Below are 14,960 nucleotides of genomic sequence, written 5' to 3' on the forward strand. Positions count from 1 at the left end.
TACGAACAATAATTTTATAAGCAAAAGGCCGAAGTACTATGGATTAAAGTATGAAAGCATAAATAAAGATTAAATACTCGCATTTCTTATAAAAAATAAAAAACGGAAGGCTTTTCCTCATTCTATTAAAGAAATAGGAAGCCCTTCCGAACTCAAGCCAGCAACACCCTCGCCACCTGATCCACAATGCTATTAATGCCTGTTGGGCCATAACAGCCAATCCATGTTGCCGCATCCACTTGATAGATACGCTGTTGCTTATCGGTATCAAGCATTCCAAGCACACTTTGCTCTGTTTCCGATCTTCCGTTCAGCATCATTTCATTACTTAGCAAAAAGTAGTGATTGGCATGGACAGCAGGTAATCGATCCACCGAAATATGATAAGCGGTATCGGACGTATCTGCCACAAAGAGAGGTGCAGGTAAACCAAGATCACGGTACAACACAGCGCCTGTCCGATGAGCGGCTGTATGTACACGCACCAAGGATTCACGCGGACGAATTAAAGCCACACTTTTTCCTGCCATCACCTCAGCAAGCTCTTCGGACAGCAATGCTGTTTTGCGATGATAAGCCGTAATGATATGCTCAGCTTCTGCTTGCTTGCCAATTAATTCACCAAACAAACTCAAAATTGTCTGCCAGCTCTCATTGCGCTTAAACATCAGCGTGGGCGCCATTTGGCTTAGAGCCCCATAATGAGCATCATGCATTTCTGTACATATGATCAAATCCGTTTTCAGTCTTGCCACAGCTTGCAGATCTGGCGCTTCATAGGTGCCAAGGTATTCCGTATCATTTAGCTTTTCTCTAATATATTGAGGGAATTTTAGAACTTCTCCTAACTCTCCCGTCCCCAAAACCGTATTAGTTCCTAGTTTTAAACCCACATTTCCCAAGCCTACTGTCCCTAATCCGACACTACCAGCAGGAGGCATTCCAAGCGCAAGTAAATGGTCAGCATATTGAACATCCATAACCGCGATCCGTAGCGGAGTAGTAGTCACACGATATTCCCCTCGCATATGACGAATAACTGTTCCTTGTGCTGAAGGATATGAAGAAGCAAGGTGACTTTGGTTACGGTTATGGTAATGGTTATGGCTCTCTTGGTTCTGTAGCAAGCCATATCCTACATTACTTCTATACACCTGCGGAGGTACGCCATAATATTTTTTAAATGCCCTACTAAAATAATACGCATCCCGATAGCCTGCTTTTTCAGCCACTTCACTGATGGGAGCATCTGTATATTGGAGTAATCGCGCTGCGCTTTCCATCCTTAACTGAATAACGTATTCCATCGGGGCAAGCTGTTTTTGTTGTTTGAACCGTCGTTGCAACTGTCTAACGCTACATCCAGCAAGAGCGGCTAGCTCTTTAAGCTCCATCTCCTTACGATAATGTCCTGCGATATAAGTAGCCACAATATCCACCATGTCTGGTGCGGGACTCCCCTGACTACGTTCATGCTGAAGGACAAGCTCATACAACAGGCCTTGTAGCATTGCATTTATATGGAAACGTTCAAGCCCGTCACCATGGCTCCATTTGGAAACTATAGTCTCTGCTGACTGATATAGCTCCGTCCTAAGGACAGGGTGCTGAAGGAAAGATTTACTCAGCGGCTGGTTACGCTGCTGCAAATTCAACATCGAGCTGTCTTCCACCATCAAAAATACCTTATAAAAAATCATAATATAATGAATGTTTTCTGCTCTAGTAGTCAAAGTAAAGGACGTCCCTTTAACCAGATGACAAGCAAAAGAAGCTTGGACATGGTTAACCTTACCATTTATCACAAGCTCTCCTTCACCGCCACTAGCAAGCAGCAACACATTTTCAGTTAATTCAGTTTCACGCCAAACACCGTCAGAAGGTAAAGTACTGCTATATACATCAAGTGTTTTAATCGCTAAATTACTCCAAAAACTTTCCTGTTCCTGCGGTGGCATGTCTCTCATCTCCTGACAATAACATCAAAATTGCATCTGTTGTCATTTTAATTGAGAGTTATTCTCATTGTCAATCTAGATATGTTACTTCTTCGGGCACTTTACGCAATACTCCCCTGACATCCGATAATAATAGCAGCACGTAATCCGATTGCTTTTTGCCACTGGAGTATCCTCTCTGAGATCTGTAAAACGAGTAAAAGGATTACGTCTTTCTCCAAATAAATCTCCCGATGCCGTTTGCGTTAAAAATGCAAAATCTGCTTGCACGCGTTCCTTATCCTGATCAGCCACCTCAACTCTTCCAGAATACAGCGGGGCGATACGCACCATAATATTTTCCCAGAGTACTGCCTTCGAGACGGGACCAATCTTAGCAAGTGTGTGTAGCACAGGTGCAAGCTGAACCGCAAACATCTCTTCGATAACCTCTTTCCTCCACATCTCTCTATCCACCAGATCACTAGAAATAGCTGCTGCGTTGGCATTAGTGTTAGCACTAGTCTTAGTATTGGTATTGACGTTAGCAGGATCCTTAGCATTAACATCTATCTGTAGCCCGCCCATCGCTAGAAAAGGAAATCGCGTACCTCCATCATCAACAATTGAGGATGAGTGATACAGAAAACTCTGATTTAAATCTAAAGAAAGTTTTACATTATGAAAGGTCATCGCAGTTATAAACGGTGCTGTCCACAGATAACCTAATCGTTTTATCAGCATCGAAGCAGCAACCTGTAAGTCAGGTGCACCAATATATTCTTTAAGCCAGCTTACATACTCATGGCACGTTGCGTCATCTTTTAATTGACTAAGAGCAACTGTACGTACACTATCCTCAGGTGGCTTACTAAGCAAAATGTCATAGTCTTCTACTAATTCCTTCCACAAAACAGTAGATAGATAATGATCCATTTTAATTCGATCCTAGCAACGCTTCAGCAGCTTGATCTACGATCATGTTGACCGCAATTGGACCATAATAAGCAATCCAGAGTTGCGTATCTACATTGTATACACGATTATTTTTAACTGCGTCGATGGATTGCCATATTGGACTACTTGTCAGTTGTTCTGTTTCTGTAGCAAACATGGCATCTGAAAGTAGGAAATAGCGATCCGCTCCAATATCCGGAACCTTTTCCATTGTAACTTCAACAGAAGTATCTTCTTTTATATCCGTTACAAATTTGGGCGCTTTTAAGCCTAAATCCTTATAGAGAATACCTCCTGTACGATGATCAGGACCATGTACACGAATGCCTTCTTTTCTTGGACGAATTAAAGAAACCGTGTCATCTCCTAGCTCAGCAGACAATTTTGAACGTAACCCCACAATTTTATCCTCATAATTTTTAACCAAAGCTTCTGCTTCAGTTGTTTTACCTGTGATTTTACCCATTGTCACTGCTGTATCTCGCCAATCCTCATAAAAATCAAGTACAATTGTATCTGCAATTTTACTTACACTATCGTAGATCTTCTCTTGAAAATCCGTCATAATAATAAGATCAGGATTTAAAGCCACAATTGCCTCAAGGTTAGGCTCATCACGACTACCTAGTACCTTTACATCCACTAGCTTGTCCTTCAAGTATTCAGGGAAAGTTTCATCCTTTGTTCCTGATACTACACTACCTGCTGGCTGCTCACCAAGTGCGACTAATTGATCGACAAATTTCACATCAAGTACAGCAATCACCTTTGGCTTCTCAGTTAGCGTATATTCACCCTTCATATGTTTGATGGTAACTGGAAAAGCTGAATCCGTCTGCGTCGTTGAATTTGTTTTGCTTGGATCTGCTTCAGGCTGTTGTGTTCCCTTGTTAGCATTTGTTCCCGCTCCAGCACCACAAGCCGTTAGGACAAGTACTAATGCCAACATCCAACCCATTAATAAACGTGATTTGTGAGCAGTGTAACCCTTACCTTCGGCCCCCTGCTTCTTTATCATTTTTTGCATTCTGACTACTCCCCTTTTGTAGATGATAATGATTTTCATTATCGAATTCATAAAGTGAGTATAATGTATCTACACACTTTATTTCCATGTACTTTTGCGACATTGGAACAGGATTAATGCGACATCTCTCCTAAACCAAAAAACCATCCAAATCTCGATACCCCATATCAATCAACAATTTGTTGCCATTTAACTGGTGCACTTTTTTCGCTATCGTATCTAAATTCAGATTAATTATATACTGCAAAACCTCAGCCACATACTTAGGTTGGTTAAAGTTAACTAGATATTGCTTCTCATCCTTCATCATCCTTAAACCTTCATTTAAAGGGCTACCCGAAATTGGCGTATCCGTTGTAACAAACTGAACTATGAACCTTGCATCCTTTTTTTCAGTAATGAACGTCAGCTTGGATTTACAGTAAAAATCTCTAACGGTGGAATAACTCCACAAATAGGTTGCTCCATCAACTACTATCTTCCTCATTGGTTTTTAACCCTCGTTCTCATCATCTTCGTATCTTCCTCCAAAAATTACGCCCTGCATCTTAGCATAAGATTTTTCATGTACCAATGCTTCTTGATGGTATTTCTGATTCGTATATTTTTGAAAATAATAATCTTTAATTAGTAAAAGATCGTTCCGGTATTTTTCAACATCCATTGCACATACTCGGCTCCATAACAGGCGATCAATTGAGATTACCAACATATTTTCCTCTTCAATCGCATCCTTTATAAAGAAATCATAATCGAGATGGGCTATGCTTCGCCATATTTCAAATTTATCTATAACCAAACCTAAATCACCATACAGATCTTTGGTCTTTTCGGGATACTGCTGTGCTAAACTTTTATAATCACAATCCGTAATAATTAAATCAATGTCCGCGCCTGACTTACGCAGTCCATAGTACTCCATAGCCAAGCCCCCCACTAAAAGCGGCTTAGTTGAAAAATTCAGATTACTTTGGACTATGCTTTCATTAAAAATCCGAATTACGTTATTCATCATTTAATCCCCCATCTAAATGTTTTGTGCAATTAAACAGCTCACATTCCCATCTGTGCTCCCCTTTTTTTAGAATGGTCACCGATGTATTATCCAAATGCTCTCCAATATCCTCATGAGGGATAAGCCTTTTTAATGTATACCCCAATAATCCGATATGGCTCACTACAAGTACTCTCTGATCGGGATGCCGCTCTACAATATCATTGATAAAGGCTATCCCTCTTGCCATGACATCCTGCTGTGATTCCATGCCTAAATCTAATTTTGACCAGCCATACCCCCACTTTTTTACGCGTTCTGCTTCAGTCGTCCCTTCGATAAGCCCACAATGTACTTCTCTTAAACGCTTATCCATAATGACATCAATGCCTTTTATTTCTCCGATCAATTGAGCTGTTTCTAAAGCCCTTCCTAAATCACTACAATAAATATAGTCCCATGACTCCCCCTTCATGCGTTGGGACAGTAACTGTGCCTGCATACGCCCTTCCTCATTTAAAGGGATATCACTATGCCCTTGCACTTTCCCTTCTAAATTCCAATCCGTAATTCCATGTCGAACAAGTCCAATTATTGTCACGTTTTATCCCCTTTTCTTACATCAATTGCCTTCATTTGTCCCCCTTATAGTCTCCCACATCTGTCAGGACTCCATAGTCATTTCTGGTCGATGGACTGCTCCTGAGAATCCATAATTTGCTCTGTAAGTTCAATCTTTTCCATTAACCTCGCTAGCTCCATAGGGTCTGAGCCACTCTCTGCACACCAGCATACAGCCATCGTCATCTCTACATAAAGGCATTGCTTTAAAATATGACTTGGAATATGTAGTCGCTTGGCTAATGTCGTAATAATATAACTTACTTTGGACTGTAAGGTAGGCGTAACTTCATCGTTTTCGTTAAATTCATTCAAAATAAAACGTGGAGTATCAAATACAGGATCACCGATTACGCCTTTGGGATCAATAATGGTATAACCGCCATTACGATTTTGCAAAATATTATCATGGTGGAAATCGCCATGAAGTAATAATTTTTTATTGTAGTCTAACGAGATAGAATCAAAGATTGCCTTTGCTTTTTTCATTTTCATATAAAGTTCAGTACAGTCTTGACGTATGCTCATATAGTCTGTTATTCGGTAAACCCACTGCTTGTAGGTTGGATAAGCTTCTGCTTTGTTAGATGAAATATGTAAGTCTTGATACAACTCACTAAAAACGGAGAGTCTAGCATCTAGCGATGGCTCAGCTCGCAAAGCAATCCCTGGCACAATATGTTGCTCCAGAAAAATACCAGCTTCTATATCCACTTTGTATACTTTACAAAACTTACCCCCATCGTATTCTTTTAACGCATTTACCTCAGTCACTATCTCTGGACTATCTGGATACCCGATCTTTAACACCGTATCGCCAAATTGATCTGAATGACAGGTGAAAATTAAGTTTGCTGATAAATTTGATTTTAATTGGATGTTTGTTAGATTCCACTTCGCCTCGTATTTCTCAAGATTACCTATTACTTTGTCATAATGGGCTTGTCCAAATTGCTTAACAATTTCGCCAACTTCAAGCTCACTCATACCATAAAAATGCTTCATAGAAATGAGGTTCCTCCCATTTATAATATTAAGTTTCCATACTTTATTTTGTCATCAATTACTTAACCTGTATATAACAGAAACTCAATGGCTATAGTATCTCTATCTGACCTCCCTGTTCCTCAACCTCCTGACATGCCATACCTATAATGAGCAAAGCTCTGGTATGATCAAGTTTCTTAAATTTATCTTTTTGAGATAACAGGTATTTAAAGCGAAAAAACCCATTCAAATCAACAATCAATGATTTGAATGGGATCTTCATATTTATAAGCTTGTACAGATTTTTTGTTAGTTTCTAAAGCCTTGTGGATGTGTGCTCACATTGCTTGAAGTTTCAGTCCCCATCTGCTTATTCATGACATATTCAATCGCTTCCTGAAGCCACTGCTCTTCTTCTAACATAAACGGCGATGTCCCTGCTGTCATTTCCTCAAGCTGTGTAATGTCCAACTCATTTACATCTCCTAAAGCTTCTATCGCTTCCGGTCCCACAAGCTCCATTTGGGCATTCATATATTGACTAATAAGCTGCTGCACCTCAGGTGTATCTACAGGCTCACCACATTTTTGTTTAATTCGTTCAACAAAGTCTAAATATAAAGTATCCATCGCCTGAACCGTCTCTGGCTCATGTTTTTTAAAAATTGCAGCTACAGCCTCCTTGCCCCTGACCTCCTCTAGCCACGCTTGCTGACGATGACTAGACTGTATACCATGCACAAAGGTTAATAAGGTTGTCAGCTGCTCTGATCCTGCTAAATCGGATAGGCTTTGAATGCGATGAATTGCCTGTAGTGCAAGCTCTAATCCCTCTTTTTGAGCAACCACCTGCTTCTCTAATTCCACAAGCATGTCCGCCCACTGCTGATCAGATAAGTTTGCCTTTAGAATGTTACGAATTTCTTTAATTGAAAAACCTAAAAATTTCAAGGCCACGATTTTCTGCAATTGTGTTACTTGTTCAAAATCATACATGCGATGCTCGCCTTCACCATGTCTAATCGGGCTTAGCAAGCCTTGCTCTTCATAGTAATGTAATGTCCGATAGGTGACACCTGCTTGCTCCGCAATTTGTGCAATGGTAAGAAGTGTGTCTCTGTTCATTTTTTGCGTTCCTCCTTTGAAAATCAGGCTAATAACTTACGTTTTTATTTTATCTGCTAACGTAACGTGAGGCGCAAGCTTGAATTTTTAAAGGGAACATAAGGGCTCATTTGTAAATATTGTACCTAACTACCTAGACATCCAGTGGCGTATACCAATCCAACTTGTTCCAGAGACTATCTGGGTGGTGGATTAAATATTTTAAATTATCCCATGTCTCCTTGGTTTTATTTTCACTAAAATAGCCTTGTCTATATTGAAAGCCTACGATATACCCTAAGCCAAACTCTAACCAGCTCGAAAATTTGTTTTGCATCTTTTTCCCCACTCGAACTGCATACTGAAAAGCTTCTTCTTCTGTAATAAAGTTTAAATAAGCTGCTGCCCTACATAGGTGTAAAAAGAAGGCATACTCTCTAGCTATTGTTGCCCCTCTGGGTATACGATCCATGTTATCTAGTACACATTTCCATTTTGCATGCTCATATTGATTTTGTTCATGTGATTGCACAAACTTTTTACGATCTAGCATAGATAATGTGGATAAAAAATTGGCTCTTTCATCAAATTCGCTTGGGTCATCCCAATCCTGTCTATTTAAAGCACTAATCATATCTTCTTTAGTATGAATGTTTAAATCCCTACGTAAGGAATTCATTCGTATAAAACGGCCTTCCTCTGTTTCAGGAATTAAATAATTTTTTTCATGACTATGCCCATAATAGTTATAGTCCCCTACTCCTATAGCAAAACACCACAACCATGCCTTGTATATAGGATCTTCTTGAAAAGGGTCAGGATTACTAAATTTCAACATCGCTACCTCCATAAGGTTGTAAAAAATTTTTCGATTTCACTAGGTTCTTCAGGTTGAATTAAAACTAGGTTAAATAGTTCAGGTAATGAGATTACAGATCTAGATAACAGTTTTTTCATCATACCTTGATTAGCTTGCTTTGCAGCTTCATAAACTTGCTGATACTCAGTGTTATCTGTAACCAGTTGAATTGCTTCCTCAGCATACATTAGTGCTTCCTTATTTTTCTTCAATTGTAGACACGCCATGCTACTATAGATCAAAGAGAAAGGTTCTCGGTCTTTACTTAGTGCATATTGCAACCAAAAATAAGCCTCATCTGCATTCCCTCTATGATAATACGCTACACCAGTGTAGAAGCTTGCCCATTCCTTGGCGGTGTCGTCTTCTTCTAATTCATAATAAAAATTACTCGCAAGTATCGTTGCTTCCTTCCACGACTTAAAATTAAGCAAAATACGGATCATATTTACCGTCATCCAGCGATCCCAAGGATACTCTTTTAAAATATTCTCCATCCATCCAAGTACCTTTTCTTCTTTCCTTGGAAAAATATAATTCATATAGGTGTAAACTGCCCGTTGTACAATAATATAGGATGTAGGCTTCTGTTCAACACCTAAACAATAGGTCATCCAAGCCTGTTCATAATCTCCTGTTGCTCGGTAAATATCCCCCTTTAAGATGTATCCCTCAATATCGTCATAATGCTTCATGTATTCGTCTAAAGCCAGCAAAGCTTCTGAATAATGGTCTAATTTAACATAAGCAACAGCCAAATTAAAATATGTATAATTATCATGGAGATAATCAATACATTTTTGAAAAGCAACTAGCGACTCCTCATATTGCTGTAAGTTCATATGACAATGCCCCTTCATAAGCCAAGCATATGAATAAAATCTGAATTCACTTAACATGAAATTCACATCCTCTAGTGTCTCCTCCCAACGTTGCAATCTAAAAAGAGACAGTGCACGATACACATAAAACCGCCAATTCTCGGGATTCTGTACAATTGCCTTTGCACTATAGTATATGGCAGTTTCGAACTGTTCCTGTTCATAATATAATTTACCAAGTAGATAATTAACGTGAGGGTTCAAAGGATTCATTTCAAACGCTACAGTTAATTGCAGCTGTGCTTGTTCATATAGATTAAGGTCCAATAATACTTCCCCAAGTGCAACCTTAATGTCATAGCCATTCGTTCCTTCTTCTTCTGCCAACTGTTTAGCTATATAAAGTAATTCTTTGCTTCGTTCATATTGCTCTAAGCTGAGTTTTGCTTGTCCCCACAACAAATAAATTGCAGAGTTAGCTCCACCATGAGCTGTGATTTGTTCCAACAGATTGCAACAAATTTCAAATTGATCAGTCTCAAAGTAAAGCTGTGCTAATTCAAACTTAAGCTTGTTCAAATCAGTTGCAAATGCTAGTTTTCCTCGTATTTCACTGATCATTTTCATATTTAAATCAGCCAACATCACTTGTGCAATTACTTCTGACGGATTTTCTTCCTTTATTAATTCTAAAATATCCTTCGCCTCTTGTAGTTGACCATAGTGCTGATAACATTTTGCAATCCCAGTCATGGCTTGTAAGGAATTACTGTCCTTCGCCAATATGTCCTGATAAAGTCGCATTGCTTCTTTAATTCGCTTCTCAGCAACTAAAAAAGTACCGTACTGGAGCATAACTGACTCTTCATAAGGGAACTCTCTAATCAATCGCTCATAAATTAAATTAGCTTCCTTTTGTCTATCTGTTCGTACTAAATACTCCCCATACAACCGTAAAAGATCAAAATCATTAGCATACACCGTTTGCGCTTCATTTAAAAAATGCTCTGCCTGCTCTAGATCGTTTGTGGATAAGGCTTGTCTTGCTTTTTCTCGATAAAATATAAACGCATCTGGATTGATATCCTCAGATAACTCTAGCAATTCTGGGAACTCAAAAGACCATGGCCTGGTCACTAGATAATAGTAATAGTCATAAAAATCGTGATCTTCAGCATCACTGCTATGCACAGAATCCTTTTGCGCTAACCAATTAAATTGTTCTTCTAGCAGTCTCAATATAGGCTGTGGTAGCTGATTAAATTGCTTTAAGTATTCCCATAACGACCTACTAATGATGGAATAATACTCAAAATCACGCACCTCTTCAAAGGACAACATATATTGCCAATTTTCCAGCTTGATTCTAGCATTATAATCATGGTACAAAGTATGGATTTGATGCATAAACCATTCAGGAAAAGTTACCTTCTGAGTGTCATCTTCCTCTTCTTCTGCATTCTCAGCGTTCTCTGGATGGTGAACGTTTTTAGCTTCCTCAAGTGTAACTGCAACTTCGTCACCCCCGACGTGACTTTCAGATTGAACACAATGGACAGTATCCCCATCCCCACTAGCTTCATCTACATTATTATCCTGATTAACTACATCCTCTGCTGCGATAGAAGACAAATATTTAGCTTCCTGTAACGCCGCTTTATATGCCTCTTGTAGGTTTTGAAACGCCTCAATCTCATCCTCAGGATGTGCATCTCTTAGTTTCCTTGCATATGCTCGCTTAATGACCTTAACATCCATCGTTGGACTAATCTCAAGAAATTCCCAAGCATTCACTCTCGTATCATCCCTTTATGTATAAAATATGTGGTATTACATAGTTAGGTATTTTATCCCATTATTATATAGTTTTAAGTCTATAATACTATCTTTTTAAGCCTATGTGTTACTATAAGTTGGAATAGGAATACATTCAAAGTTAAAATTCCATAACAAAAAAAAGCTACAGTCATCCCCGATTAGAGGAAAACTGTAGCCCTTGTCCCTGCACTATTTTAACCGATTACCTTCGCAATACGCTCCAACGCAGTTTGCACAATGGATCTTGGGCAAGCTAGATTAATGCGCATGTAGCCTTGTCCAGCTTCACCAAACCACACGCCTGGGTTAAGAAGAACCTTAGCTTCTTCCTTTAGCTTCTTGTCTAGCTCTTCGTTTGACAACCCTAGAGCAGAGAAGTCTAGCCATGACAAATAAGTTCCTTCTTGCTTGTGCAGCTTGACCTTTGGCATATTAGCCTTAATGAACTCGTCCATAAATGTAAGGGTTTCATTGATGTAATCCAGCATCGCATCTAGCCATGCAGCCCCTTGTGGTGAATAAGCAGCTGACGTCGCAATGATGCCAAATAAATTTGGTTCGGCAATCGAGGACTTTTCGAGCTCTTTATCTATTTTCTTCTTAATTTCAGCATTAGGAATAATTAAACTTGAGCACTGCATCCCTGCTAAATTAAAGGTTTTCGTTGGTGCTGTACATATAACAGAAGAGTTGGCAAAAGACTCCCCTAACGTAGCATAAACGGTATGGCTATACCCAGGCAAAACAAGGTCATGATGAATTTCATCAGACACTACAATAACACCATGGCGCTGACAAATTTCGCCCATCTGTCTTAGCTCTTCTGGATGCCACACTCTACCGACTGGATTATGAGGACTACACAAAATAAGCAGCTTTGTAGAAGGTTGTTTTGCCTTTTCCTCTAAATCCTCAAAATCCATTTCATAATAGCCATCTGTAACCTTTAACTGATTATTAATAACCTTACGATCATTTACCTCAACAGTTTTGCGGAATGGACCGTATACAGGCTCCTGAATAATAACACCATCGCCAGCTTCCGTTAAAGCACGGATTATAAAATTAAGTGCAGGTACAATGCCAGGTGTTGTAGAAACCCATTCATGAGAAATATCCCAATGATGTCGCTCCTTCATCCACCAGATGAGTGCAGCATGACTATCTTTTTTTAACGTCGGATAACCAAATATTCCATGCTCTAAGCTTGTTTGTAGTGCGTCAATAATATGAGGAGCGGCTTTGAAATCCATATCTGCCACCCAGAGTGGCAAGTAATCACTATCTTTTTCTAATTTAAATCTTTTACCTAGTCCTTCTATATCCCATTTGAGCGCATTACTGCTCGATCGATCAATAACAACATCAAAATCATATGACATCTCCGATTCCCTCCAAGTCTGTTATCTAGATATTGTACCATTATAGTATGTAATCTCTAAATAGAAAAACAGAAGAATGTGGTATTCGCAATAAAAAATATTACGTATACGTATTCATTCTTCTGTATGATCATGAAAATAAATATTAAAATTGATTGTATACCTGTTTAAATTATGCGTTTAGCAATATTTTGCGTTTCATCCTCATACCAGATCAACTGAGTAGTTTGACCACAATGAAGCTCCCCAAATTCTAACTCTGTTGCCGTCTGTAGCTCAAAATAACGGGTAGGGCTAAGCGGAAGCAGTCTTAACACCATTTCATTAGAAAGCTTCATATATAGTTGTTCTTGTTCGACATAAATAATAGCATTCAAGGTCTTTCCTTCAGCATTAAACTGATATGTCCCAAGCTGAGATTCATAATTTTCTGCTAATAGCGGAATAAATATACGCTCTTTTATCGGCGCAGGTGCTTCAAAAGGGAGTCCCATCAAAATTTGCTCTATACCGTTTATAAGCTCATGCGTATATCTATATTCACGTTCTCCATTTTGGAGCATAATGAGTGTAAAATCCTGATCGACATAACGTTTAAACATCGCAGAGTACCCTGGCCAACCTCCACTATGATATACAATTTTGCCTAACTGCTCGTGGTTTTCAATCAACCACCCAAAGCCATAATCAAAGGATTCACCACCATTAAGCTTAACTGGAGCAAACATAAGATCACGTAGCTTTTGATCAACAAAATCATCTTGATATAACGCTCGATCCAATTTGAGCAAATCCCCAATTGTGCTATTTACCATCCCATCGCCTTGTAGTCCGTCCAAATAATATACATAATCTAATTCTGTAACCTCATCTGGAAGTACATAATGACCAACATCCTCTCGGTAAACGTATCCAAAAGCAAAATCTTCTGGGACAGGTGACTTAGAGGCACGACGATTGTACACCTCAGTACGTGTCATTCCAAGCGGGGAAAAAATATGCTGTGCAAGAAACTCTCCATAGGACAACCCACTAATTCTATCTATGAGAAGTGCTAATATAATGTAGCCCGTATTGCTGTACATCCATTCCTCATTAGGAGCAAATAAAGGCTCAGGACGATGCTTAATCAACATTTGCAATACATCTTCATTTGTTGCAATTTTAGTATGATCCCATTCCTTAGCAAATAACTCTATATAATCGGGTAATCCCGAAGTATGGCATAACAAATGACGGATTGTAATATCGGAATAAGGTAACTCTGGTAGCCATTTAGATACTAAATCATCCCACTCTAGCTTCCCTGCTTGGTGTAGTTTAATAATGCCAAGTGCTGTAATGGGCTTAGAAACGGATGCAATTTCAAACATAGATTGTTGCGTTAGAGGTCGGCTATTCTCAGGACTAAATTCTGCAATCCCCATGACTTCATTTAGTAAAATCTCCCCACGCTCTGCGACTAAAATTCCGCCATTAAACGTTGCTTGCTCTTTAAGCTGATCCATTAATAGGTTGAGTTGTTTTGTTTTACTCATCTCTGCACCTCCGAGTCTATAGGGTGTATCAATACTTCCAAATCAACTTATTATCTACAATTTGACCGTATTTACTTGTGAAATGTAACAAAGCTGCATCTAACCATATCAATTCTTCCTCACTAAATGGCATATCTACCAGTTGATCCAACTGATCAAATTGTTCTTCATTTATATCATGAAACCTAGCAATGGCATCGGAGTCCAAAAACTCAAGCGCATATTTAACATATTCTCCAATCATTTTCTCAACCTTTGGGGAATCTACTGGATGCGCCTTCAAAGCCTTTACGTCTCTAACAAAACGAACCGTGTCCAAATCCATTTTTGTTGCTAGCTCTGTAGGTAAATCAAACAACGATGCTGCTGTATGCTCAGAAAAATGGGCTTCAACCCATTTTCGCTGCTGGTCCTCACCATACATATTGCGGATTAAACTAAATAATAGTTCATGCTCTAACGTTTCTTCCTGCTGAACAACAGTAATCATTCGAGCAATTATTTCAAGTGACTTCTCGATTTGTGAGCGATTCGCTTCTAAAGCTTGCTGTTGCATTTTAAGTGTTTCTATAAAGGTTAGATCATACTTAGGCTGATTTAATACTTCCTTAATACTTTCTAGTGCAAAGCCCATCGACTTTAAGCTTAAAATTTTTTGAAGTCTCATCATATCTTCTGTTCCATAAATTCGATGTCCACTTGCTTGTCTGTTAGGTTGCAGTAGACCTTTCTCATCATAATAATGGAGGGTTCTTACTGGAATGCCCGTCATTTTTGCAAAAACACCTATTGTATACTCCGGTTTCAAAGCTCACTCTCCTTTCTCATCTTAGTATAATGCCTACAGTAACTGTAGGGGCAATAGCAAAAATAAGGGGTAGCCCAGAAATCGTTATGATTTCTTAGACAACCCCA

13 protein-coding genes are annotated in these 14,960 nt (G+C 39.0%); all 13 read right to left on the reverse strand.

From position 1 onward, the window contains the following. Positions 1-152: 152 nt before the first annotated feature. Positions 153-1,958, reverse strand: coding sequence for an AraC family transcriptional regulator (locus J2Z32_RS11945; protein WP_210089394.1), 1,806 nt, complete (start codon positions 1,956-1,958; stop codon positions 153-155). 84 nt (positions 1,959-2,042) lie between these two features. Then, entirely contained in the window at positions 2,043-2,873 is an 831-nt protein-coding gene (locus J2Z32_RS11950) for an IucA/IucC family C-terminal-domain containing protein (protein ID WP_210089395.1), read from the reverse strand. A gap of 1 nt (position 2,874) precedes the next feature. After that, positions 2,875-3,921 (reverse strand): ABC transporter substrate-binding protein, encoded by a 1,047-nt coding sequence (locus tag J2Z32_RS11955; RefSeq protein WP_210089396.1) that lies wholly within the window; start codon positions 3,919-3,921, stop codon positions 2,875-2,877. A 130-nt stretch (positions 3,922-4,051) separates the two neighbouring features. After that, complete coding sequence (locus J2Z32_RS11960) at positions 4,052-4,408, reverse strand: hypothetical protein (RefSeq protein WP_210089397.1); 357 nt, start codon at positions 4,406-4,408, stop codon at positions 4,052-4,054. A gap of 6 nt (positions 4,409-4,414) precedes the next feature. Further along, positions 4,415-4,933 carry a hypothetical protein gene (locus tag J2Z32_RS11965; protein ID WP_210089398.1) on the reverse strand — a complete coding sequence of 173 codons (519 nt, stop codon included), beginning with the start codon at positions 4,931-4,933 and terminating at the stop codon, positions 4,415-4,417. Beyond that, positions 4,926-5,516, reverse strand: a complete 591-nt coding sequence (locus J2Z32_RS11970) for a histidine phosphatase family protein (RefSeq protein ID WP_210089399.1) — start codon at positions 5,514-5,516, stop codon at positions 4,926-4,928. Before J2Z32_RS11970 ends, J2Z32_RS11965 begins: the two co-directional genes overlap by 8 nt. 77 nt (positions 5,517-5,593) lie before the next feature. Beyond that, entirely contained in the window at positions 5,594-6,541 is a 948-nt protein-coding gene (locus J2Z32_RS11975; protein WP_210089400.1) for an aminoglycoside phosphotransferase family protein, read from the reverse strand. Between the two features lie 291 nt (positions 6,542-6,832). Beyond that, entirely contained in the window at positions 6,833-7,648 is an 816-nt protein-coding gene (locus tag J2Z32_RS11980; RefSeq protein WP_210089401.1) for a MerR family transcriptional regulator, read from the reverse strand. Positions 7,649-7,781: 133 nt separating this feature from the next. Next, a complete protein-coding gene (locus tag J2Z32_RS11985) occupies positions 7,782-8,465 on the reverse strand; it encodes a DUF1266 domain-containing protein (RefSeq protein ID WP_210089402.1) in 684 nt (227 codons plus the stop codon). Positions 8,466-8,467: 2 nt separating this feature from the next. Further along, the gene (locus J2Z32_RS22650) at positions 8,468-11,101 is read right to left on the reverse strand and encodes a J domain-containing protein (protein ID WP_210089403.1); all 2,634 of its coding nucleotides are present in this window, start codon (positions 11,099-11,101) and stop codon (positions 8,468-8,470) included. A gap of 218 nt (positions 11,102-11,319) precedes the next feature. Further along, on the reverse strand, positions 11,320-12,507 hold the full coding sequence (locus tag J2Z32_RS11995; RefSeq protein ID WP_210089404.1) for a MalY/PatB family protein: 1,188 nt from the start codon (positions 12,505-12,507) through the stop codon (positions 11,320-11,322). A gap of 167 nt (positions 12,508-12,674) precedes the next feature. Further along, on the reverse strand, positions 12,675-14,045 hold the full coding sequence (locus J2Z32_RS12000) for a serine hydrolase domain-containing protein (RefSeq protein ID WP_210089405.1): 1,371 nt from the start codon (positions 14,043-14,045) through the stop codon (positions 12,675-12,677). Between the two features lie 28 nt (positions 14,046-14,073). Beyond that, positions 14,074-14,853 carry a MerR family transcriptional regulator gene (locus J2Z32_RS12005; RefSeq protein WP_210089406.1) on the reverse strand — a complete coding sequence of 260 codons (780 nt, stop codon included), beginning with the start codon at positions 14,851-14,853 and terminating at the stop codon, positions 14,074-14,076. Between the last annotated feature and the right edge of the window lie 107 nt (positions 14,854-14,960).

Source organism: Paenibacillus turicensis (assembly GCF_017873435.1).
Classification (GTDB): Bacteria; Bacillota; Bacilli; order Paenibacillales; family Paenibacillaceae; genus Fontibacillus; species Fontibacillus turicensis.